The following is a 24,496-nucleotide window of genomic DNA, read 5'->3' on the forward strand; positions in this document are numbered from 1 at the left end:
GCTAAGCGGAATCGACCGCGTAATTTACAGATAAACGCCGGCGCACGCGTGGCGATAACTGATGAAAACCCGTATTATGCGCCCTTTCCACAGTAACTATTGAGTGGCACATGACGCAAACGTATATCCCCGGCAAAGACGCCGCGCTGGAAGATTCCATTGATCGTTTTCAACAGAAGCTGTTGGATCTCGGTTTCCATATTGAAGAAGCCTCCTGGCTGAACCCGGTCCCGCACGTCTGGTCGGTACACATTCGCGATCGTGACTGCCCGCTGTGCTTTACCAACGGGAAAGGCGCCAGTAAAAAAGCGGCCCTGGCCTCCGCGCTGGGCGAATATTTTGAGCGGCTGTCAACCAACTATTTCTTTGCCGATTTCTGGCTGGGCAACGGCATTGCCAACGGGGATTTCGTTCACTATCCGAATGAAAAGTGGTTCCCACTTAGCGAAGAGGATGATCTGCCGGCCGGCCTTCTCGACGATCGCCTGCGCGCCTTTTACGATCCGGAAAATGCGCTGAGCGGCAGCGACCTGATCGATCTGCAATCCGGCAATGCCGCTCGCGGCATCTGCGCGCTGCCCTTTACTCGCCAGTCGGACCAGCAGACGGTGTACATTCCGATGAATATCGTCGGCAACCTGTACGTATCTAACGGCATGTCCGCCGGTAACACCCGTAATGAAGCGCGGGTACAGGGCCTGTCCGAGGTCTTTGAGCGCTACATTAAAAACCGCATCATCGCCGAATCCATCAGCCTGCCGGCGATTCCGGACGGCGTGCTGGCGCGCTATCCGGGTGTGGTAGCCTCAATAGCCAAACTGGAAGAGGAAGGTTTCCCGATTTTTGCCTATGACGCCTCCCTTGGCGGGACATATCCGGTGATCTGTGTGGTGCTGTTCAACCCGGCAAACGGCACCTGCTTCGCCTCTTTTGGCGCGCATCCCGACTTTGGCGTGGCGCTGGAGCGAACCGTCACCGAGCTGTTGCAGGGGCGCAGCCTGAAGGATCTGGACGTGTTTACACCGCCGACCTTTGATGACGAAGAGGTGGCCGAACACACCAACCTGGAAACCCATTTTATCGATTCCAGCGGCCTGATCTCCTGGGACATGTTTAAAGAGGAGGCGGACTATCCGTTCGTCGACTGGTGTTTCAGCGGGAGCACCGAAGCGGAGTTCGCCACGCTGATGGCGATCTTTACGGCGGAGGGTCAGGATGTCTATATCGCCGACTACGAGCATCTGGGCGTGTACGCCTGCCGCATCATTGTTCCGGGGATGTCCGATATCTATCCGGCGGAAGATCTGCTGCTGGCCAATAACAGCATGGGTACCCATCTGCGCGAAACCCTGCTCTCCCTGCCGGGCAGCGAGTGGGATAAGGCGGATTATCTGGCACTGATTGAACAGCTGGATGATGAGAGCCTCGACGACTTCACCCGCGTGCGCGAGCTGCTGGGCCTCGCGACCGGTAAAGATAATGGCTGGTATACGCTGCGCATTGGCGAACTGAAAGCCATGCTGGCGCTGGCCGGGGGCGATCTCGATCAGGCGCTGAGCTGGACCGAATGGACCATGGAGTTTAACGGCTCAGTCTTCACTCCGGAACGGGCGAACTACTACCGCTGTCTGCAAACGCTGCTGCTGCTGGCCATGGAAGATGAGCGCGATCCGCTGCAGTACCATCACGCCTTCGTGCGCATGTACGGCGCTGACGCCGTGGAGGCCGCTTCGGCCGCCATCAGCGGCGAAGCACCGTTTTGGGGACTGCAGCCTGTCGATGCCGAACTGCAGGCGTTCCCGGCGCATCAGGCCCTGCTCGCCGCCTACGAGAAGCTGCAGCGCGCCAAGCGTCAGCACTGGCAGTAACCGCCGGTCCTGCCGGGTTGGCCGTCATGGCATCCTGCCGTTGCGGCCGACCCGATTCACCCCGCACGGGCCATTGTCTGCTGATTGACCGCCGGATTTGTTCTGCCGGTCAACGGGGCTCACCCGCCTCACTCAGCCTCTGTCGACGTCCACCGCTCTGGTGAGGCGTGATGCCACGCCGCGTGGATTGCGCTTCACCGCCTACGGCCTGGCGGCTGTCCGGCGCCACGCCCCCCGATCATGGCGCCAGCCTCCGGGTCAGATCATCTGCGGTTAAATTTTGGTTAACCCTCTTTAACAAAAAAGTAAAAATAATACGCTTTAGCGCTGCATCTTCCTCTGCTAACCGCCGGTTATTCCAGTTTACCTGCCCGTAAATCCGTAAAAATTAAAATAAAAGTGCAAAATATAAAAAATATTTTATCTTTTATTTCAATGAGTTAAACGATAACGCAGGTGATTATATCGTTTTAAGGCGAGCGCTCCCATATGAAGATGATCCACATCAATTCCCGTTTCCCGCGCCATTGTTAACATCCCAATGCTGAATCGTGTTAAAGGGGCTTGAGTGTGCATTCTAATCACCCATTCAATTTACTGTTACCCGCGGCCATCGCTAAAGAGGCGGAAGAAGCCGGGGTCTATAAAGCGACCCGCCCTCCACTGACCACCTTTTTCCTCGCCATAACCGCGGGAATGTTTATTTCTATCGCCTTCGTATTTTACGTCACCGCCACCACCGGTGCTTCCGCGATGCCCTTTGGCGTGGCAAAGCTTATCGGTGGGTTGTGCTTCTCTCTCGGCCTGATCCTGGTGGTGGTTTGCGGCGCTGACCTGTTTACCTCCAGCGTGTTGATCGTGGTGGCCAAGGCAAGCGGACGTATCGGCTGGGGCCAGCTGGCCCGCAGCTGGCTGATTGTCTATGTAGGCAATTTGCTGGGCGCACTCTTCTTCGTGGCGCTGATTTGGTTTGCCGGCGAGCACATGCTCGCCAACGGCGACTGGGGATTAAACGTGCTGCAAACTGCGGATCACAAACTCCATCACGCATTTAGCCAGGCCGTTTGCCTCGGTATCCTAGCTAACCTGCTGGTCTGTCTGGCGGTCTGGATGAGCTACTCAGGACGGACGCTGACCGATAAGGCCGTAGCGATGGTGCTGCCGGTGGCTATGTTTGTCGCCTGCGGCTTCGAGCACAGCATTGCCAATATGTTTTTAATCCCGCTGGCCATCGTCATTAAGCACTTTGCGCACAGCGATTTCTGGCAGGCTATCGCCAGCGATCCCGGCCACTTCCCTGCGCTAACCGTCGAGCACTTTCTCGCGCACAATCTGCTGCCGGTGACCCTCGGTAACATCATTGGCGGTGGCCTGTTGGTGGGGCTGACCTATTGGATGATTTACCTGCGCGGCGGCCGCAAAACGCCGTCCTGAGCCGCGCAGCACGTTTTTACACCGCCCCACGGGGCCGTGAGTCAACTTCTGACATTATAAGGTAGGTATATCATGACCGAGCTTAACGAAAATCTGTTTCAGGCCTGGCAGGGATTCACCGCCGGCGACTGGCAGCAACGCGTCGATGTCCGTGATTTTATCCAGAAAAACTACACGCCGTATGAGGGCGATGAGTCCTTCCTGGTTGACGCCACGCCCGCAACCCGCCAGCTGTGGGATAGCGTGCTGGAGGGCATCAAAATTGAAAACCGCAGCCACGCGCCGGTGGATTTTGATACCGCTCTGGCATCCACCATTACCGCCCACGATGCCGGCTACATTGACGCAGCGCTGGAAAAAATTGTGGGCCTGCAAACCGATGCCCCACTCAAGCGCGCCATCATCCCCTTCGGCGGCATTAAAATGGTGGAAGGCTCCTGTAAAGTCTACGGTCGCGAGCTCGATCCGCAGCTAAAGAAAATTTTTACCGAGTACCGTAAAACCCATAATCAGGGCGTATTTGACGTGTACACACCGGATATCCTGCGCTGCCGTAAATCCGGTATATTAACCGGCCTGCCTGATGCCTACGGTCGCGGTCGCATCATTGGTGACTATCGCCGCGTTGCGCTGTACGGCATTGATTACCTGATGGCGGACAAGCTGGCGCAGTTCACTTCTCTGCAGCAGGATCTGGAAAACGGCAGCGATCTGGAAGCCACCATCCGCCTGCGCGAAGAGATTGCCGAACAGCACCGCGCCCTCGCACAGATGAAAACCATGGCGGCCAAATATGGCTGCGACATCGCCGGCCCGGCGCGCAACGCGCGGGAAGCGGTGCAGTGGACCTATTTTGGCTACCTGGCCGCGGTTAAATCGCAAAACGGCGCCGCCATGTCGTTTGGCCGCGTCTCCACCTTCCTCGATATCTATCTTGAGCGCGACATGCAGGCCGGAACGCTGAGCGAGAGCGAAGCGCAGGAGTTGATTGATCACCTGGTGATGAAGCTGCGCATGGTGCGCTTTCTGCGCACACCGGAATATGACGAGCTGTTTTCTGGCGACCCCATCTGGGCCACCGAGTCGCTCGCCGGTATGGGCCTCGATGGCCGCACGCTGGTCAGTAAAACCACCTTCCGCTTCCTGAATACGCTCTACACTATGGGGCCGTCACCGGAGCCAAACATGACCATTTTGTGGTCGGAACAGCTGCCGGTGAACTTTAAGAAATACGCGGCAAAAGTCTCTATTGACACCTCTTCGCTGCAGTACGAAAACGACGATTTGATGCGCCCGGATTTCGACAGTGACGATTACGCCATCGCCTGCTGCGTCAGCCCGATGATTGTCGGTAAACAGATGCAGTTCTTCGGCGCGCGCGCGAACCTGGCCAAAACCCTGCTGTACGCCATCAACGGCGGCGTGGATGAGAAGCTGAAAATGCAGGTGGGGCCGAAAGAAGCGCCGATCACCGATGATGTGCCGGATTACGACACGGTGATGGCACGACTGGATCACTTTATGGACTGGCTGGCTAAACAGTATGTAACCGCACTGAACATCATTCACTACATGCATGACAAGTATAGTTATGAAGCGGCACTGATGGCCCTGCACGACCGCGACGTCTGGCGCACCATGGCCTGCGGCATCGCCGGTTTGTCAGTCGCAGCGGACTCGCTATCGGCGATTAAATACGCCACGGTTAAACCGGTACGCGATGCCGATGGCCTCGCGGTAGACTTTGTTATCGAGGGTGAGTATCCGCAGTTTGGGAACAACGACGCGCGCGTGGACGATATCGCCTGCGATCTGGTTGAGCGCTTTATGAAGAAAATTCAGCGCCTGCCGACATACCGTAACGCGGTGCCCACGCAGTCGGTCCTGACCATCACCTCAAACGTGGTCTACGGCAAAAAAACCGGTAATACCCCGGACGGTCGCCGCGCCGGTGCGCCATTTGGCCCGGGCGCGAATCCGATGCACGGACGCGACCAAAAAGGGGCAGTCGCGTCGCTGACCTCAGTCGCGAAACTGCCCTTTGCCTATGCCAAAGACGGTATCTCTTACACCTTCTCCATCGTGCCAAACGCACTGGGCAAAGACGACGATGCGCGTAAGACTAACCTGGCCGGTCTGATGGACGGCTACTTCCATCACGAAGCAGAGATTGAGGGAGGACAGCACCTGAATGTCAACGTGATGAATCGTGAGATGCTGCTGGACGCCATGGCGCATCCGGAAAATTACCCGCAGTTAACTATCCGCGTGTCCGGCTATGCAGTACGCTTTAACTCACTGACCGCCGAGCAACAGCAGGATGTGATTACCCGCACCTTCACCTCGGCGCTGTAGCCACCACCGCAGCCGGGCGGCGCACTGTCGCCCGGCTGCTGGCCCCAGGGGCCAGCGATGACGTTCCCCCTGCCCTGTTAATCACGCTGGAGATCCCGCCTATGTCCGTTAACGCCAGAATCCACTCCATTGAGTCCTGCGGCACCGTCGACGGCCCCGGCATCCGCTTTATCGCCTTTTTTCAGGGCTGCCTGATGCGCTGCCTCTACTGCCATAACCGCGATACCTGGAACACGCACGGCGGCCACGAAATGACGCTGCCAGCGCTGATGCAGGAAGTTCGCAGCTATCGTCACTATATGCGCGCCTCGGGCGGTGGCGTCACCGCCTCAGGCGGCGAGGCGATTTTGCAGGCCGAGTTCGTCCGCGACTGGTTCCGCGCCTGTCAGGCCGAGGGCATCCATACCTGTCTGGATACCAACGGATTTGTTCGCCGTTACGATCCGGTCATTGATGAACTGCTGGCCGCAACGGATCTGGTGATGCTCGATCTGAAGCAGCTAAATGACGAGATCCACCACGCGCTGGTCGGTGTTTCAAATCAGCGGACGCTGGCGTTTGCCCGCTACCTCGCCGGGAAAAACGTGCGAACCTGGATCCGCTATGTGGTAGTTCCCGGCTGGTCAGATGATGATGCATCGGCTCACCTGCTGGGGGCGTTCACGCGCGATATGCACAATATCGAGAAAATTGAGCTGTTGCCCTATCACGAGCTGGGCAAACATAAATGGCAAACGCTGGGGGAACCCTATGCGCTGGAAGGCGTGAAGCCCCCACCGGCGGCGACGCTGGCGCGGCTGAAAGAGATCCTCGAGCCGTATGGTCATCCGGTCGTGTATTAGCCGCGGCCGCGCTGGATCTCATCCGTTCAGGCGTGCGCCACCGGCGTAGCGTGCGAATCGGCTTTGCGCAGCAGCATCACCAGATAAACCAGCGACACGGCCGCGATCATCACAAACAGCAGCCGATCGGAGTAGTGCTGCATCAGCAGGGCGGTCATCGCCGGACCGGCCAGACTACCCACCGTATAGCTCAACAGCAGCGCCTGATTCATCGCCACCAGCTCGTGGTGCTTTACCGCCTCGCAGGCCCAGGACATCGCCAGCGGATAGAGCGTGAAGCCGGCGCAGCCCAGCACGAACAGCGCCGGCGCCATCGCCGCGTGGCTGAGCATTGCCACCGCGCCAACGATCACCACAAACACCTGCACGCGCAGAACCAGCAGGCGGCCAAAACGATCCGCCAGCCGGCCGATCGGCCACTGACCAACGATACCGGCGCTGACCAGCAGCGCCATCCAGTAGCCAACGCGGGCGTCAGCCATGCCCTGATGGGACAGGTAAAGCGGCATCAGCCCGTACAGCGAGCCGAGCACAATACCGGAGATAATGCAGCCGTTAATGCCCAGCCGGGCATGGCGCCGGCGCAGCATCGCCCACAGGCGGCCCGGAGCGGCCTGCTCTTCTTCCTGCCGATCCTGGCGAATCGTCACCCACAGCAGCGGCAGAATGGCGGCGACGATCAGCATCGTCACCCAGGGAATCACGCTCAGTAGCTGGGTTGACAGGCTGCTGACCAGCAGCTGCCCCAGCACCGTCCCACCGTAGTAAACGATCATATAGGCCGCCAGCAGCCGACCGCGCTGGCGAACGGTGCCGCTGGACATCAGCGCGCTCTCCACCACCACCCAAATCATCGCGCAGCCCACGCCGGCGCAAAAGCGCCACAGCGACCAGCTCCAGAATCCGGCCCCCGCGGCCAGCGCCAGCGTGGCCAGCGCAAACAGCAGTGTCGCCAGATAATAACTGCGATTAAAGCCCAGCCGGCCGATCGCCGCGCCGGCGATCAGCGTGCCGACCAGGTTACCGGTATAGTAGGCCGAGCTGACCAGGCCGACCTGCCAGGTAGGCAGCGCATCGTGAGTGAGCCACAGCGGGACCAGCGTATTGAGCACGGCCAAAGAGACAGTGAGCAGCATCAGGCCGCACAGCAGCAAAATAACGGTTCGGGACCAGATCGACATGAGAAAAAGCGCCACGCAGGGGGAATATTTTGCGCGCATCATGCCATTACCGTTTGTAATGTCAATGCACACAATCTGGCCAACCGGTGTTTTTTACCGGTTTGATAGAAATTGTTTATCATCATCCTGATTTATGTCGCTATACCTTCGGCAACAAGCGATATAAATCCATATAAAACAATAATATGTATTTTATACTACGATAATAAAAATCACTGATTTATTTTAACCGCCTCACACCACGCGGCGGACCAAAAAAAACCCGCGTCTGCAGACGCGGGCTTCAGGCTGACTCGTTATCCGGCAAGCATCAGCCGATGTATTCCAGTCCTTTCATATACGGACGCAGCACCGCGGGAACTTCAATGCGGCCGTCGGCCAGCTGATAGTTCTCCAGTACCGCCACCAGCGTCCGCCCCACAGCCAGGCCGGAGCCGTTCAGCGTGTGCACCAGACGCGGTTTTTTCTCCTGCTTGCTGCGGCAGCGGGCCTGCATCCGACGCGCCTGAAAATCCCACATGTTGGAGCAGGAAGAGATTTCACGGTAGGTGTTTTGCGCCGGCAGCCACACTTCCAAATCGTAAGTTTTACAGGCGCCAAAGCCCATATCGCCGGTACACAGCAGCATTTTACGGTACGGCAGGTTCAGCAGCTGCAGCACTTTCTCGGCGTGACCGGTCAGCTCTTCCAGCGCCTCCATCGACGCTTCCGGGCGGACAATCTGCACCATTTCCACTTTATCAAACTGGTGCATGCGAATCAGTCCGCGGGTATCGCGGCCGTAAGATCCCGCCTCCGAACGGAAGCACGGCGTGTGCGCGGTCAGCTTCAGCGGCAGCGACTCTTCCTCAAGGATTTCATCGCGCACCAGGTTGGTCAGCGGCACTTCCGCGGTCGGGATCAGCGCGTACTGGCTGCTGTCGGCCTGCTCCTCGAGCGGACGGGTGTGGAACAGATCTTCGCCAAACTTCGGCAGCTGTCCGGTGCCGTACAGGGTGGCGTGGTTCACCAGGTACGGCACATAGGCCTCGCTGTAACCGTGCTGTTCGGTGTGCAGATCAAGCATAAACTGGCTCAGGGCGCGGTGCAGGCGCGCGATCTGCCCCTTCATCACCACAAAACGCGATCCGGTCAGTTTTACCGCCGCCGCGAAATCCAGCCCCTGCGCCATCTCTCCCAGCTCGACGTGGTCGCGCACGGTGAAATCATACTGGCGCGGTTCGCCCCAGCGGCTGATTTCCACGTTGTCGCCATCATCTTTACCCGGTGGTACCTCATCGGCCGGCAGGTTAGGCATCGTCAGCGCCAGGTCACGGATCTGATTTTGCAGCGCATCCAGCTCTGCTTTTGCCGCGTCCAGGCGTTCGCCCAGCGCGTTCACTTCCTGACGCAACGGTTCGATGTCTTCCCCACGCGCTTTGGCCTGCCCGATAGATTTCGATCGGGAGTTGCGTTCCGCCTGCAGACTTTCGGTTTCGACCTGTAACACTTTGCGGCGCTCTTCCAGCGAACGCAAGGTGTCGACATCCAGCTTAAAGCCTCGGCGTGCCAGTTTTTCAGCGACTGCGTCTGGCTCGGTACGCAGCAGATTGGGATCGAGCATGCTTTTCCTGTGCTTGTTGTGAAAATAGGAGGGGCGCCACGCCCGGTGGCGTGCGCTAATGCGTTGTTAACCTTACCGCAACGCCTGCGTCAGCGATAGCGTTTTGTCGGGCTATTTTGATCCTGTTCGCTGAGCCAGCTGAGCTTTTCACCGATTTTCCCCTCCAGCCCGCGCGCCACCGGGTGGTAGTAGCGGGTCGCGGCCAGTTCGGGCGGAAAATAGTCTTCGCCGGCGGCGTAGGCATGGGGCTCATCGTGGGCGTAGCGATATTCCGCGCCCAGTCCCATTTCCTTCATCAGCTTGGTGGGCGCGTTGCGCAGGTGCGCCGGCACATCGTAATCGGGGCGCTCGCGGGCATCGCGCAGCGCGGCTTTAAATGCGGTATAGACCGCGTTGCTTTTGGGGGCACACGCTAAATAGACGATAGCCTGGGCAATGGCCCGCTCCCCCTCCGCCGGGCCAACGCGGGTAAAACAGTCCCAGGCGGCGATGGCCACCTGCATTCCGCGCGGATCGGCGTTGCCGACATCCTCAGACGCGATGGCCAGCAGGCGGCGCGCAACGTACAGCGGATCGCCTCCGGCGCTGATGATTCTGGCATACCAGTAGAGCGCGGCATCCGGGGCTGAGCCGCGCACGGATTTATGTAGCGCAGAAATCAGATCGTAAAAGCGATCGCCTTTATTATCAAAGCGCGCGCTGCGTTCACCGGAGACTTCATTCAGCAGCTGCGGCGTCAGCTCGCGCTGACCCGCGGCGTTGATCTCGGCCATATCGGCCATCATTTCCAGCGTGTTCAGCGCCCGCCGGGCATCACCGTTGACCAGCTCGGCAATCATCCGCCGCGTCGCGGCGGGCAGCACCAGATCCCGATCGCCATAGCCGCGTGTACGGTCCTGCATCGCCTGCTCCAGCACCGTCTCGATATCCTCCACGGTCAGGGACTTTAGCAGGTAGACGCGCGCGCGCGACAGCAGGGCGGAATTGAGCTCGAACGAGGGATTTTCGGTCGTAGCGCCGATAAACGTGATGGTGCCATCTTCAATGTGCGGCAGAAAAGCATCCTGCTGGCTCTTATTGAAGCGATGCACCTCATCCACGAACAGAATGGTACGGCGTCCGGCATCGCGACGATTGCGCGCCCGCTCAATCGCCTCACGAATCTCTTTCACCCCGGAGGTCACCGCCGAAATACGCTCAACGTCGGCGTTACCGTAGTGACCAATCAGCTCCGCCAGGGTGGTCTTTCCGGTGCCGGGCGGCCCCCACAAAATCATGGAATGCAGATGGCCGGCCTCGATCGCCCGCGGCAGTGGTTTACCCGCGGCCAGCAGGTGCTGCTGACCAATATACTGATCGAGAGTGGCCGGCCGCATCCGCGCGGCCAGCGGCTGGAAATCCTGCTGAGAGAAGTCGAGAGAGAGATTGCTCACGCACGCTCCGGGTTATTTGCGCTGGTCATCAATCGTTACGCCCTGCGGAGGCGTGAAGCGGAATTTATCCGGGCTGACGCTGCCATTTTGCTGGCTTTTTAAGGTATAGCTGCTGCGCTGGCCGTCCTGCTCCACCGCGCTGAACTGATTGATGGTACCATCCGCCGCCACCTTCAGGGTGAATTGCTTCAGATTACCATCGGCCCGTTTCGGCGTCAGCTCAAAGGTATCGCCCGTGCGGGCAATATTGTATTGCTGCCAGTCGGACGGCTGGTTGCGGGCAATCAGCATAAACGGGGTATTGCTGGTGGCGTCTTTCAGCCAGGTGACGGTCGCCTGCTCTACAAACGGGTTGTAGAACCACAGCGCTTTACCGTCAGAGACGATCACGCTCTCATCGGGCGCAGTCATGTGCCAGTTAAACAGGTTTGGGCGCTTCACCCACAGTTCCCCTTCTCCTTCCTGGACATTGGCGCCGCTGGCATCAGTGACGGTCTGAGTGAAGCTGGCGTGGAACGTTTGCACTTTACCGAGGCGCTGTTGCAGATCGCTGCGCGCATCTGCAAGGGCCGCGCTGGAAGAGAAAGCGGCCAGCACACAGCAAGAGATAAGCATATTTCTCATTACAACAGGTTCCTTATGATTGAGTTACCTTCAAAGGTGGGGGCGAATCATATCGGATGCAACCCGCCCTCCCTCAGAGTCATCCGATTTACATCTCGTGCGGCGGCGGGGCCAGGACGTCACGGTTACCATTGTGGCCCGGAGGCGAAACGATGCTCTGCGCCTCCATTTGCTCAATGATGCGCGCCGCCCGGTTGTAGCCGATGCGGAACTGGCGCTGCACGCCGGAAATCGAGGCGCGGCGCTTTTCCACCACAAATGCCACCGCCTGATCAAACAGCGGATCCAGCTCTTCATCACCGTCCAGTCCGCCCGCCCCGCCTTCGCTCTCTTCGCCGGCGGTAATGCTGTCGATATACTGGGGCCGGCCGCGCGCCTTCCAGTCCTGCACGACCGCATGCACTTCCTGATCGCGCACAAACGCCCCGTGGACACGCACCGGATTCGAGGAGTTCGGTGGCATATACAGCATATCCCCCATCCCCAACAGCGACTCGGCACCGCCCTGATCGAGGATCGTCCGCGAATCAATCTTACTCGATACGGTGAACGCAATACGGGTCGGGATATTGGCCTTGATAAGGCCGGTTATCACATCGACCGACGGGCGCTGAGTTGCCAGCACCAGGTGGATCCCGGCGGCGCGCGCTTTCTGGGCCAGGCGGGCAATCAGCTCTTCCACTTTCTTGCCCACCGCCATCATCAGATCGGCAAATTCGTCAACCATCACCACGATGTACGGCAGTTTTTCCAGTACGGGCGGCGTACTGTCCATACTGTCGCCCGGTTTCCAGAACGGATCGGGAATCGGACGCCCCATCGCTTCGGCCTGCGCAACCCGCTCGTTATATCCGGCCAGATTACGGACGCCCAGCGCCGACATCAGCTTATAGCGCCGCTCCATCTCGCCGACGCTCCAGCGCAGCGCATTGGCCGCGTCCTTCATGTCGGTGACCACTTCGGTCAGCAGATGCGGAATGCCTTCATACACCGACAGCTCCAGCATTTTCGGATCGATCATGATAAAGCGCACCTCTTCCGGCGTGGCTTTATACAGCATGCTGATGATCATTGCGTTAACGCCAACCGATTTACCGGAGCCGGTGGTACCGGCCACCAGCAGGTGCGGCATTTTTGCCAGATCCGCCACCACCGGCTGACCGGCGATGTCCTTGCCCAACACCACCGCCAGCGGCGAGGGGTTATCGCGAAACTTCGGACAGTCCAGCACTTCGCGCAGGTAAACCGTCTGGCGATGCTTATTCGGCAGCTCCAGTCCGACGTACGGTTTACCCGGTATCACTTCGACCACGCGTACCGCAACGGCAGACAGCGAACGCGCCAGATCGCGCGACAAATTGGAAATACGCGCGGCTTTAACCCCCGGCGCGAGATCCAGTTCAAAACGGGTGATCACCGGCCCGGGCGAAATGCCAACCACTTCCGCCTTCACGCGGTAATCGGCCAGACGCGACTCGACCAGGCGCGCGGTCTGCTCCAGCGCAAACATATCCACCGGCTCCTCCTCAACCGGCGGCGGCGTGAGCAGCTCCAGCGTCGGTAGCGGGGTGGACGGTTTTTCCAGCGGGCGGTCGTGACGCACCAGGAATGGGTGAATCAGACTGTCCATGGCCGGTTCCGCCGGCGTAGCGGCAGCGGCCGGAGTCGGCGCCGCGACAGCGGCAGGCGCTGGAGTCACCGACGGCGGCGCAGCGACCGGCTGCCCGCCCACGTTCGACACCGGCGCGGCCGGCGGTGCAGGATGGCGCGCGGCGGCGCCAGCCTGTCCGGCGTAAGCCGCCGCCTGGGAAGCCGGCTCAGGATCCGCCGCGGCTGGCAGGGTAAACAGCGGCTCGCGCGGCGATTCGTCAATCAGATCGTCCAGCGGGGAAAAACGCAGCGCGTCGACGCTGACAGACGGATAGCCCTGCCCTGCGGGCGGCTCAGCGTAGCGCGCCTGCTGCTGGGCGGCAAACTGTGCGGCCAGCGCCTGCTGCTCGCGCTGCTCGCGCTGCTCCTCAATGCTGACAGACGGATCGGCCTGCGCTGCGGGCGACTCAGCGTAGTGCGCCTGCTGCTGGGCGGCAAACTGTGCGGCCAGCGCCTGCTGCTCGCGCTGCTCCTCGATGCTGACAGACGGATCGGCCTGCGCTGCACGCGGCTCAGCGTAGCGCGCCTGCTGCTGGGCGGCAAACTGCGCGGCCAGCGCCTGCTGCTCGCGTTGCTCCTCTTCTTCTTCACTCAGCGCGTCCGGTTCTCCGTAGCGCTGCTGCTGGCTGAGCCAGGCCTCGCGCAGGGCGGCCTGCTGCTGCGCCTCCGTGGGATCGGCCTGCGGCGGCGGGGCATCCGCCAGTGCACCGCTGTCGTCCGTCATTGCCGGCTGACGCTGTGCCTCGGCCCGCGCCCGCTCCTCGGCGATGCGCTGCGAAGGCAGCTTGATACCGTAAGAGGCCAACTCGCGCCGCGTAGGCAGTTTAACCGGATTGGGCCGCGGCAGCGTCGGGCCAATGCCCTGCTTCACCTGCGGATTGCTGCCGGCATCGTCTGCTTCATCACGCGAAGCGCTGAAGGCAGGCATAAAGGGCGCCGCCGCTGCGGCGGCCAGCTGGGCGGCCCCCTGCCGGGACGGCGCTGTTTCGGGGAGGAATGGGTGTCCAGCCGGGACGTCGGCAGGCATCGGTGCCTCGCGAGTGAGTGGATGTCCAGCCGCAACGCCGGCGGGCGTCGGTGCCTCGCGAGTGAGTGGGTGTCCAGCCGCGACGCCGGCGGGCGTCGCCGTCGGGCGGTTCGTTTCCTGCCAGTTCCCCAGTGGCGGGCCGTCATCTGACTCTCCGGCGTCGGCCGGCAGTTCAAAGCGATAGCGCGGGGTTGGATCGGTAGCCGCCGGGCGTTCAGCCGGCGCCGCATCGGCATCCTGCGCGCCGGTTGCGGCCACTACCGGCGGGACGTTCGGCGCGGAAGCCGCGGCCACGGCCGGAACATCCTCAGCGGAGGCCGGCGTCGGCGGCATGGGATCACTATGCTGAGCGGCAAACGAAGGGGCCAGTAGCGGATCGTCGCGCTCATCCTCGCCGACGTCAGCGCGCGGGCGACGCAGCAGCACGTCCTCCCGATCGTCTTCGGTCAGCGGCGTCCGCTGCGCTGTGGATTCCGCCGCGCGCGCTTCATCATACGCCTCGGGCTCCTCATTCCAGTGCGCTTCGCGACGAGAACGGTTGCTGGCAAAGGTCAGAATGCCCATCACCGCCGCCCCGAGTTTTTCCGCAATCGTTAACCAGGACCAGCCGGTGTAGAGCGTCAGTCCGGCTCCCCATACGCACAGCAGCACCAGCGTGCCGCTGATGCCGTTCAGCCACGGCGCCATCGCACTGCTCAGCAGGCTGCCAATCACGCCGCCAGAGGCAAAGTACCAGATGTCGTCAGCATTCAGCGCGGCCAGCCCACAGGACGTCGTAATCAGCGCGACCACGCCGATTAGACGCAGCGAGACGGCGAAATAGTCGGTATAAGTCTGACTCTCACGCTGGCGAAAGGCGATCCAGCACAGCCCGAGGATCACCGGGGGTATGGCATATCCCATCACCCCAAAGATAAACAGCAGGGTATCGGCCAGCCAGGCGCCGGGTACGCCGCCCCAGTTATGGATAGGTTCGTGCCAGGCGGTTTGCGACCAGCTGGGGTCGGAGGGATTAAAGCTGACCAGCGCCATCATCAAATAGACGGCGAATAGCGCAATGACAATTAACAGCGCTTCAAGCAGACGACGACGGCTGCTGAGCGGCTCCAGGGAGACTTCTTTATCTTCGGTATATTCCTGGCTCAAGAGAACACTCCAGGTGCCTGTGAACGAGCTGACAAGACAGCGTCGGGCCATGACCCGACGCTGAAACTGTATGAATTCACAGGAGTGTAGCGAAAACTATCAGGTTTTGCACCTGCCCTAAGTTACCGAGTCTTAATGACCAGACGGTTACTCTGTTTCACTTCTTCCATGACCACATACGTGCGGGTATCGTTGACGCCCGGCAGACGCAGCAGGGTTTCCCCCAGCAGCTTACGGTAGGCAGACATATCCGGCACACGCGTTTTTAGCAGGTAGTCAAAATCACCGGAAACGAGGTGACATTCTTGAGTTTCCTCAAGTTTTTGCACCGCGGCGTTAAATTGCTCAAACACGTCCGGCGCGCCGCGATTCAGAGTAATCTCAACGAAGACCAGCAGTGACGCATCAAGATAGTGCGGATTGAGCAGGGCCGTATAGCCAAGGATAAACCCCTGACGTTCCAGCCGACGCACACGCTCCAGGCACGGCGTGGGGGATAACCCTACCCGCTTGGACAGTTCGACGTTGGAAATACGGCCATCTTTTTGCAATTCATTCAGAATATTGCGATCGATCCGGTCGAGATCTTTACCGGGGCGTTTTTTATTGTCTACCATTATTATTGTCTCTCTTTAGCTTCCCTTGTACCTGCCACTCCCCTGGCAACATCACTCTGCCGGGGTCAACGAAGTGAAGTCATGTGCCTGCTGCGATGTCGCGCCCATTCCCGCGGCGCGTGCTGTCTGTCCACACCATGCGCCATCACGAATGACAGACTGAGTTCGTTCTACCCTGCCCTCCGCCAGGTGACAAAGTGCGCGGCGGCCAGGGTAAATGTTCTCTGCTTCATCCATTGTTTTCGCAAATGCCTAGCTGATTGTCAAAGTAAAACAGAAAAAATCAGTACAAGATGCCGATCCCTTCTCTGGGTCGCTGTTTTTAAACAGGTATTTTAGATTCCACTCCACACCGCCAGCGTCACTCTTCGCCTGTTAGAGGGATTGGTCTGCCCGGCGGTCATCGCCCTTTTTTTGCAGCGCTAAATTCCCTACAATCGACGATCATTGTCCGATGACTAACTTTGAGGGTCTCATGGCCAAACACAGTAAACTGCTTATTCTCGGTTCCGGCCCGGCCGGCTATACCGCCGCCGTGTACGCCGCGCGCGCCAATCTGAACCCGGTGCTGGTTACCGGGCTGGAGAAAGGCGGTCAGTTGACCACCACCACCGATGTCGAAAACTGGCCGGGCGATCCCGATGAGTTGACCGGTCCGCTGTTAATGGAGCGCATGCATGCGCACGCCGTCAAATTCAATACCGAGATCGTATTTGATCATATTCACAGCGTTGACCTGCAGCAGCGTCCGTTTCGCCTGAGCGGCGACAGCGAAACCTACACCTGCGACGCGCTGATCATCGCCACTGGCGCCTCCGCCCGCTATCTCGGCCTGCCGTCGGAAGAGGCGTTTAAGGGCCGCGGCGTATCGGCCTGCGCCACCTGTGACGGCTTTTTCTATCGCAATCAGCAGGTCGCCGTCGTCGGTGGCGGCAATACGGCCGTTGAAGAAGCGCTGTACCTCGCCAACATCGCTTCGGTGGTGCATCTGGTCCACCGCCGCGACAGTTTCCGCGCGGAAAAGATTCTCATTGACCGGCTGATGGCGAAAGTCGACAGCGGCAATATCGTGCTGCACACCCGCCGCACCCTGGACGAAGTCCTTGGCGACGAGATGGGCGTCACCGGCGTCCGGCTGCGCAGCACCGAGGATGACAGCCTGCAAGATCTGGCGCTGACCGGCGTGTTCATCGCCATCGGCCACAGTCCCAATACCGCCATCTTTGACGGACAGCTGGCGCTGGAAAATGGCTACATCAAAGTCCAGTCGGGGCTGCAGGGCAACGCCACCCAGACCAGCATTCCTGGCGTCTTTGCCGCCGGTGATGTCATGGACCACACCTACCGTCAGGCCATCACTTCTGCCGGAACCGGCTGTATGGCCGCGCTTGATGCTGAACGCTTCCTTGATGGTTTGGTTAAAAACGATAAGTAAATTTGTTAACTAATTGATCCTCCATCCATTAAAGGCGACGTCTCTGTCGCCTTTTTTATATTCCGGCGTTAACATGAGCGCCTGACGCGCCGCCCGCTGGCGTACTGGCAGTCTCACCGATATGCAATCTGAGAGCCCGTGATCGATGGAAAAATCGCGACAGCGCCAGCTTATCCGCTGGCTGAAACAGCAGAGCACCCTCGCCCGACGCTGGCTCAGGCTGGCCGCCCTGCTCGGTTCCCTCAGCGCCGCGCTGATCATTGCGCAGGCCTGGCTACTGGCAGACCTGCTGTGGCGCCTGATTACCCTGCACACTCCGCGCGAAACCCTGCTGCTGCCGCTGCTGGGCCTGCTGGGCTGCTTTGTCCTGCGCGCGCTCTTTAGCGCCGCCCGCGAACGGGTTGGTTTTCACTGCGGACGTGAGATCCGCCGGGTGATGCGTCAGCAGGTACTTGACCGCTTACAGGCGCGGGGGCCGGCTACCATTCAGGGCCGACCGGCCGGCAGTTGGGCGACGCTGGTGCTGGAACAGATCGATGACATGCAAGATTATTATGCCCGCTACCTGCCGCAAATGACCCTGGCGGTGACCATCCCGCTCGGTATTTTGCTGACGCTGCTGCCAATTAACTGGGCGGCGGCGCTTATCCTGCTGGTGGCCGCTCCGCTGATCCCGCTGTTCATGGCGCTGGTTGGCATGGGCGCCGCCGATGCTAACCGGCGCAACTTTGCCGCGCTGGCCCGCCTCAGCGGGCATTTTCTCGACCGCCTGCGCGGCATGGAGACCATCCGGCTCTATCACCGCGGTGAAGCTGAAACAGAGGCCATTCGCACCGCCTCTGAACGTTTTCGCCTGCGCACCATGGACGTTCTGCGGCTGGCTTTCTTGTCATCGGCGGTGCTGGAGTTTTTTGCTTCACTGTCGATCGCCGTGCTGGCGGTGTACTTTGGTTTTTCCTATCTGGGGGAGCTGAACTTCGGCCATTACGGTCAGGGCGTGACCCTGTTTGCCGGTTTTCTCGCCTTAATTCTTGCCCCCGAATTTTTCCAGCCGCTGCGCGATCTCGGCACCTTCTATCACGCCAAAGCGCAGGCGGTCGGCGCCGCCGACGCGCTGTTTACCTTTCTTGAACCGGACGACGAGCCGCCGCCCGCCACCGCACCGCGCCCGTCCCTGCCGCCGATCGATGCGCTGACGTTGGAAGCGCGCGACTGGTGGATCACCGCCCGCGACGGCACCCCGCTGGTGGGACCGCTGAACTTTACCCTGCGCCCCGGCCAGCGGATAGCCATCGTTGGCCAGAGCGGCGCCGGTAAAAGCTCGCTGATTCAGGCGCTGATGGGCTTTTTACCCTGCCGCGGTTCGCTGTACATCAACGGCCGGCCGCTGGCGGATTACGATCCCGACAGCTGGCGTCAGCAGCTCAGCTGGGTAGGGCAGAATCCGCATCTGCCGGGCGAGACGCTGCGTGAGAATCTGCTGCTGTCGCCGCGGGCCAACGCCGGAGCGCTGGAATCGACGCTGGCGCTGGCTGGCGTCAGCGCCTTTCTGCCGCTGCTGCCGGCGGGACTGGACACGCCGCTGGGCGACCAGGCAGTGCGCCTCTCCGTGGGTCAGGCTCAGCGCGTTGCGGTCGCGCGCGCGCTGCTCACTCCGGCGGCGCTGCTGCTGCTCGACGAGCCATCGGCCAGTCTCGACGCCGACAGCGAGCGCCACGTAATGCGCGCGCTGGACGCTGCCTCGCATCAGCAAACCACGCTGATGGTCACCCATCAGTTGCAGCACCTGAGCGACTGGGATGAGGTTTGGGTGATGCGCGACGGCCAGATTGTTCAACGCGGAGATTGTGCAACGCTACAACACCAGCCCGGGCCGTTCCGCGATCTGCTCAGGGCCCGTAACGGAGAGGATGCCTGATGCGCGCACTATTAAGCTTTTTACCGCTGTGGCGCCGCCATGCCCTGCGCCTGCTGCTCGGCATTCTGCTGGCCATTTTGACCCTGCTGGCCAGCATCGGTCTCCTGAGCCTGTCGGGCTGGTTTCTCGCCGGCGCTTCGCTGGCCGGCTTTGCCGGCCTATACAGTTTTAACTATATGCTGCCGGCCGCCGGCGTGCGCGGTGCGGCCATTGTGCGCACCGCATCACGCTATTTTGAGCGACTGGTCAGCCATGATGGTACCTTCCGCGTACTGCAGCATTTGCGGGTCTGGGTCTTCTCCCACCTGCTGCCACTGTCTCCGGGGGGGTTGAGCCGCTTTCGCCAGGGCGATCTGCTGAACCGGCTGGTGGCCGATGTTGATACGCTGGATCACCTCTATTTGCGCGTGATCTCACCGCTGGTGGGCGCGCTGGTCACTATCGTGGTGGTCACCGTTGGCCTCACCTTTCTCGACGTCTCGCTGGCGCTGACGCTCGGCGGCCTGCTGCTGCTGACTCTGCTGGTTCTGCCCCCGCTGTTCTGGTGGCTTGGTCGACCGTCGGGGGCGGCGATCGCCCATCTGCGCAGCCAGTACCGGCTGCTGCTTACGCGCTTTCTGCAAGGGCAGGCGGAGCTGACCCTGTACGGTGCCCGCGACGCCGCCCGCGCCCAGCTGGATAGCACTGAGGCCGACTGGCAGCGGGCACAGCAGCGACAAGCCGACCTGACCGGTCTGTCGCAGGCGCTACTGATTGCCGTGACCGGCCTCACCGTCACCCTGCTGCTGTGGCTTAGCGCCGGCGGCATTGGTGACCTGCCAACGCCCGGTGCTTTTTTGGCGCTGGTGGTCTTCTGCGCGCTGGCGGCGTTTGAGGCACTGGCGCCGGTTGCCGGGGCATTTCAGCACCTGGGCCGGGTGAGCGCTTCCGCAGAGCGACTGCAGGCGATGATCACCACGCCGCCGGCGGTGCAGTTTCCCCCAACGGTTTCTTCCTCCCCGGTACGCGACGGCGGCGTTGCGTTAGAGGCGGTCAGTTTTCATTATCCCGACCAGCCCGTCCCGGCACTGCAGGACATCACGCTGCGCCTCCCCGCCGGTGCGCAAGTGGCCATTGTTGGCCGCACCGGCTGTGGTAAAAGCACCCTGCTCCAGCTACTGACCCGCGCCTGGGATCCGGACAGCGGCAGCATTACCGTGGGCGGGATACCGCTGCCCGCGTGGGATGAAGCCAGCCTGCGCGCCAGCACCAGCGTGGTCAGCCAGCGGGTAACCCTGTTTAGCGCCACGCTGCGCGATAACCTGCTGCTGGCTGCCCCACACGCCGACGACGCCACGCTGGCGGCGGCGCTGGAGCGCGTTGGCCTGGGTCGTCTACTGAGCGGAGAAGAGGGCCTGAACGCCTGGCTCGGGGAAGGCGGCAGGATGCTGTCCGGTGGAGAACTGCGCCGGCTGAGCATTGCCCGCGCCCTGCTGCACGGCGGCGAGCTGTTGCTGCTGGACGAGCCCACCGAAGGGCTGGACGCCGAAACCGAGCGGCAGATCCTCGACGTGCTGGAGGAAGTCAGTCGCGGGAAAACCCGGATCATGGTGACCCACCGTCTGCAGCGGCTGGATCGGCTCGATCGGCTGTTCGTGCTGGATGAAGGGCGACTGCTGGAGCAGGGTAGTCACGATGAATTAGTGGCAAAACGCGGCCGCTACTGGACCTTTTTGCAGCAGAGTGCGCTATAGTCTGACGGTACTTTTCTGGACTCTCTGCTTACCATGAGACTGATACAGCTGTCGCGGGACACCCTGCACTTTCCACCGCCAGAAATGGCGCTGCGCGAACCGAATGGCTTGCTGGCAATGGGCGGCGACCTCAGCCCCGCCCGCCTGCTGCAGGCCTACCAGCACGGTATTTTCCCGTGGTTTTCCCCGGGCGACCCGATTTTGTGGTGGTCGCCCGACCCGCGCGCGGTGCTGCCGCCCGGGGCATTTCACTGCAGCCGCAGCCTGGCGCGTTTCCATCGCCACACCCCCTGGCGGGTCACGCTGAATCAGGCCTTTGATCAGGTGGTGGCAGGCTGCGCCGGTGAGCGCGATGAGGGCACCTGGATCACCCCGGAGGTCAGACGCGCCTGGCTGCAGCTGTTTCAGCTGGGGCATGCGCACTCGGTGGAGGTCTGGCATGAAGAGGAGCTGATTGGTGGACTTTACGGGTTAGCGCTCGGCCGACTGTTTTGCGGTGAGTCGATGTTCAGCCGCACAGCGAACGCGTCTAAAATCGCCCTGATGCTCTTTTGCCGCTATTTCCAGCAGCAAGGCGGCGAACTGATCGATTGCCAGGTGCTGAACCCGCATACCGCCTCGCTCGGCGCGCGGGATATTGCGCGCGCCGACTATTTGCAGCAGCTGATGCTGTTGCAGTCGCTCCCGCTGTCCAGCGACTGCTGGCGCGCCCGCACGCTGTTTTGACCCGGCGCACGGGTTTTCCACACAGATTCTGTAAACGATGGTATAATCCATGGGTTTGGTGTGCTGACCGATGATGCCGCAATCCCACGGATTGCCGTCCCGGACCCCAGATTACTGCGTCGCCCGGTCCTCCTTTCATGGACGTCTACACTTCAGGCTGCATAAGCGCATCACCGCTAAATGGGGTATTTAGCGGCAATCCGTGTTGCTGGTGAATTCACCAACAATTCTTTACTTAACACAGGAAATTCGGCATTATCTTGCCGGTTTAAAACTTAGGTAGTCCACCCAGAGGATTCGATGGCCAAAGAAGACAATATTGAAATGCAGGGTACCGTACTTGATACGTTGCCTAACACCATGTTCCGCGTTGAACTGGAAAACGGACACGTGGTGACCGCTCATATCTCCGGTAAAATGCGTAAAAACTATATCCGCATCCTGACGGGCGACAAAGTCACCGTTGAGCTGACACCGTACGACCTGAGCAAAGGCCGCATTGTCTTCCGTAGTCGCTAAGCCCCTTTTTGCCGCGTAGCCGCTGCGTCGGCTGCTCGATGGCTGAAAAAAAGGCCGGACAGATGTCCGGCCTTTTTGCGTGCCCATTACCCGAAGCTCAGTGCACAGTACCGGCCGTTTTACGCTTCTCAGCGCTCAGGAACTGACAGGTCAGCTGGTTTTTCTCTTTATCCAGCCCCACCGTCACCGATCCCCCGTCCACCAGCGAGCCGAACAGCAGCTCGTTGGCCAGCGGTTTCTTCAGGTTTTCCTGCACGGTCCGCGCCATTGGCCGCGCGCCCATCGCCTTATCGTAGCCCTTTTCGGCCAGCCAGTCGCGGGCTTCGTCGCTGACTTCCAGCGACACCCCTTTTGCATCCAGCTGCGCCTGCAACTCAACTATAAACTTGTCGACCACCTGATGGATAACCTCCGCAGAGAGGTGCTTGAACCAAATGATATTGTCGAGACGGTTGCGGAACTCCGGCGTAAAGATTTTCTTGATCTCTTCCATCGCATCGGTGCTGTTATCCTGATGGATCAGGCCGATGGATTTGCGCTCGGTCTCCCGCACGCCGGCATTGGTGGTCATCACCACGACCACGTTGCGGAAATCGGCCTTGCGCCCGTTGTTATCGGTCAGCATGCCATTATCCATGACCTGCAGCAGCAGGTTAAACACGTCCGGATGCGCTTTCTCAATCTCATCGAGCAGCACCACCGCGTGCGGATGTTTGATCACCGCATCGGTCAGCAGTCCGCCCTGATCGAAGCCTACGTAGCCCGGAGGCGCACCGATCAGGCGACTGACGGTATGGCGCTCCATATACTCGGACATGTCAAAGCGCAGCAGCTCAATACCCAGCGCCTTCGCCAACTGTACCGTCACCTCCGTCTTACCGACCCCGGTCGGCCCGGCAAACAGGAAAGAGCCCACTGGCTTGCGCTCCTGCCCCAAACCGGCACGGCTCATCTTAATGGCTTCGGTCAGCGCCTCAATGGCGTTATCCTGACCGAACACCAGCATCTTCAGCCGATCATTGAGGGTTTTCAGCGTGTCGCGATCGCTGGAGGAGACGCTCTTCTCCGGAATGCGTGCGATGCGCGCCACGACCGACTCGATGTCGGCAACATTGACGGTTTTCTTCCGCTTGCTCACCGGCTGCAGGCGGGCGCGGGCACCCGCTTCATCAATGACGTCAATGGCCTTATCCGGCAAGTGACGATCGTTGATATATTTCACCGCCAGTTCCACCGCGGCACGCACCGCCTTCGCGGTATAGCGCACGTCGTGATGCGCCTCGTACTTCGGCTTCAGCCCGGTGAGGATCTGCACGGTTTCATCCACCGACGGCTCGGTGATATCGATTTTCTGGAAGCGACGCGCCAGCGCGCGATCCTTCTCAAAAATATTGCTGAACTCCTGATAAGTGGTGGAACCCATTACGCGGATTTTGCCACTGGAGAGCAGCGGCTTAATCAGGTTAGCCGCATCCACCTGACCACCGGAAGCCGCGCCGGCGCCAATAATGGTGTGGATCTCATCAATAAACAGAATACTGTTCTGATCCTGCTCCAGCTGTTTCAGCAGCGCCTTGAAGCGCTTTTCGAAATCGCCGCGGTATTTCGTCCCGGCCAGCAGCGAACCGATGTCCAGCGAGTACAGGGTGCACGCTTTCATCACATCCGGCACGTCGCCCTGCACAATGCGCCAGGCCAGCCCTTCAGCAATAGCGGTTTTACCCACTCCGGATTCGCCCACCAGCAGCGGGTTATTTTTACGGCGCCGGCACAGTACCTGGATGGCACGCTCCAGCTCCTTATCACGGCCAATCAGCGGATCGATACCGCCGACGCGGGCAAGCTGGTTTAAGTTGGTGGTGAAGTTTTCCATCCGGTCCTCCCCGCCTGCCTGCTCTTCATTGACGGGATTCTCGGCACCGGGTGCCTGAGCCTGTTCGTCTTTGCGCGTGCCGTGAGAGATAAAGTTCACCACGTCGAGGCGGCTCACTTCGTGTTTGCGCAGCAGATAAGCCGCCTGGGACTCCTGCTCGCTGAAGATAGCCACCAGCACGTTTGCGCCGGTGACCTCACTGCGACCGGAGGACTGCACGTGGAATACCGCGCGCTGCAGAACGCGCTGGAAGCTGAGCGTCGGCTGGGTGTCGCGCTCCTCCTCGCTGGCGGGCAGCACCGGTGTGGTTTGTTCGATGAAGGTTTCAAGTTCCTGACGCAGAGCAACAATGTCCACCGAACAGGCTTCCAGTGCCTCACGCGCCGCCGGGTTACTGAGCAGTGCCAGTAACAGATGCTCGACGGTCATAAACTCGTGTCGGTGCTCACGCGCTCTGGCGAAAGCCATATTTAAACTGAGTTCCAGTTCTTGATTGAGCATAGGCACCTCCC

The 24,496-nt window shown here is 60.4% G+C and carries 16 protein-coding genes; 9 read left to right on the plus strand and 7 right to left on the minus strand.

What is annotated here, in order from left to right:
* The first annotated feature begins 110 nt into the window (after nt 1-110).
* From ycaO to pflA, 4 genes are all read left to right on the plus strand, one after another.
* Nucleotides 111-1,868, plus strand: a complete 1,758-nt coding sequence (gene ycaO, locus BS626_RS04465; RefSeq protein WP_075181198.1) for a 30S ribosomal protein S12 methylthiotransferase accessory factor YcaO — start codon at nt 111-113, stop codon at nt 1,866-1,868.
* 570 nt (nt 1,869-2,438) lie between these two features.
* On the plus strand, nt 2,439-3,302 hold the full coding sequence (gene focA, locus BS626_RS04470; protein WP_075181199.1) for a formate transporter FocA: 864 nt from the start codon (nt 2,439-2,441) through the stop codon (nt 3,300-3,302).
* Nucleotides 3,303-3,374: 72 nt separating this feature from the next.
* On the plus strand, nt 3,375-5,657 hold the full coding sequence (gene pflB, locus BS626_RS04475; protein WP_075181200.1) for a formate C-acetyltransferase: 2,283 nt from the start codon (nt 3,375-3,377) through the stop codon (nt 5,655-5,657).
* A 101-nt stretch (nt 5,658-5,758) separates the two neighbouring features.
* The gene (gene pflA / locus BS626_RS04480; protein ID WP_075181201.1) at nt 5,759-6,499 is read left to right on the plus strand and encodes a pyruvate formate lyase 1-activating protein; all 741 of its coding nucleotides are present in this window, start codon (nt 5,759-5,761) and stop codon (nt 6,497-6,499) included.
* Nucleotides 6,500-6,525: 26 nt separating this feature from the next.
* On the opposite strand, the gene BS626_RS04485 is transcribed toward pflA, so the two are convergent.
* The 6 genes from BS626_RS04485 to lrp form a co-directional block, all read right to left on the minus strand.
* The gene (locus tag BS626_RS04485) at nt 6,526-7,680 is read right to left on the minus strand and encodes an MFS transporter (protein WP_075181599.1); all 1,155 of its coding nucleotides are present in this window, start codon (nt 7,678-7,680) and stop codon (nt 6,526-6,528) included.
* 310 nt (nt 7,681-7,990) lie between these two features.
* On the minus strand, nt 7,991-9,283 hold the full coding sequence (gene serS, locus BS626_RS04490) for a serine--tRNA ligase (RefSeq protein ID WP_075181202.1): 1,293 nt from the start codon (nt 9,281-9,283) through the stop codon (nt 7,991-7,993).
* An 89-nt stretch (nt 9,284-9,372) separates the two neighbouring features.
* On the minus strand, nt 9,373-10,716 hold the full coding sequence (locus BS626_RS04495) for a replication-associated recombination protein A (protein ID WP_075181203.1): 1,344 nt from the start codon (nt 10,714-10,716) through the stop codon (nt 9,373-9,375).
* Nucleotides 10,717-10,728: 12 nt separating this feature from the next.
* Nucleotides 10,729-11,340 carry an outer membrane lipoprotein chaperone LolA gene (gene lolA / locus BS626_RS04500; RefSeq protein ID WP_075181204.1) on the minus strand — a complete coding sequence of 204 codons (612 nt, stop codon included), beginning with the start codon at nt 11,338-11,340 and terminating at the stop codon, nt 10,729-10,731.
* A gap of 88 nt (nt 11,341-11,428) precedes the next feature.
* A complete protein-coding gene (locus tag BS626_RS04505) occupies nt 11,429-15,163 on the minus strand; it encodes a DNA translocase FtsK 4TM domain-containing protein (protein ID WP_075181205.1) in 3,735 nt (1,244 codons plus the stop codon).
* Between the two features lie 122 nt (nt 15,164-15,285).
* On the minus strand, nt 15,286-15,780 hold the full coding sequence (gene lrp / locus BS626_RS04510; RefSeq protein ID WP_017347019.1) for a leucine-responsive transcriptional regulator Lrp: 495 nt from the start codon (nt 15,778-15,780) through the stop codon (nt 15,286-15,288).
* Between the two features lie 475 nt (nt 15,781-16,255).
* On the opposite strand from lrp, the gene trxB reads away from it, so the two are divergent.
* The 5 genes from trxB (at nt 16,256) to infA (ending at nt 22,111) form a co-directional block, all read left to right on the plus strand.
* Nucleotides 16,256-17,215 (plus strand): thioredoxin-disulfide reductase, encoded by a 960-nt coding sequence (trxB, locus tag BS626_RS04515; protein ID WP_075181600.1) that lies wholly within the window; start codon nt 16,256-16,258, stop codon nt 17,213-17,215.
* Between the two features lie 145 nt (nt 17,216-17,360).
* Nucleotides 17,361-19,133, plus strand: coding sequence for a cysteine/glutathione ABC transporter permease/ATP-binding protein CydD (gene cydD / locus BS626_RS04520; RefSeq protein WP_075181206.1), 1,773 nt, complete (start codon nt 17,361-17,363; stop codon nt 19,131-19,133).
* Nucleotides 19,133-20,866 carry a cysteine/glutathione ABC transporter ATP-binding protein/permease CydC gene (gene cydC / locus BS626_RS04525; RefSeq protein ID WP_075181207.1) on the plus strand — a complete coding sequence of 578 codons (1,734 nt, stop codon included), beginning with the start codon at nt 19,133-19,135 and terminating at the stop codon, nt 20,864-20,866. Before cydD ends, cydC begins: the two co-directional genes overlap by 1 nt.
* Before the next feature lie 33 nt (nt 20,867-20,899).
* Nucleotides 20,900-21,592 (plus strand): leucyl/phenylalanyl-tRNA--protein transferase, encoded by a 693-nt coding sequence (gene aat, locus BS626_RS04530; protein ID WP_075181208.1) that lies wholly within the window; start codon nt 20,900-20,902, stop codon nt 21,590-21,592.
* A gap of 300 nt (nt 21,593-21,892) precedes the next feature.
* A complete protein-coding gene (gene infA, locus BS626_RS04535; protein ID WP_002211347.1) occupies nt 21,893-22,111 on the plus strand; it encodes a translation initiation factor IF-1 in 219 nt (72 codons plus the stop codon).
* Nucleotides 22,112-22,208: 97 nt separating this feature from the next.
* Here the strand turns inward: infA and clpA are convergent, their stop codons facing one another.
* Entirely contained in the window at nt 22,209-24,485 is a 2,277-nt protein-coding gene (gene clpA, locus BS626_RS04540) for an ATP-dependent Clp protease ATP-binding subunit ClpA (RefSeq protein ID WP_075181209.1), read from the minus strand.
* Nucleotides 24,486-24,496: the final 11 nt, after the last annotated feature.

The sequence above is a fragment of the Pantoea sp. 1.19 genome, assembly GCF_001922585.1.
In the GTDB taxonomy this organism is placed as follows: Bacteria; Pseudomonadota; Gammaproteobacteria; order Enterobacterales; family Enterobacteriaceae; genus 1-19.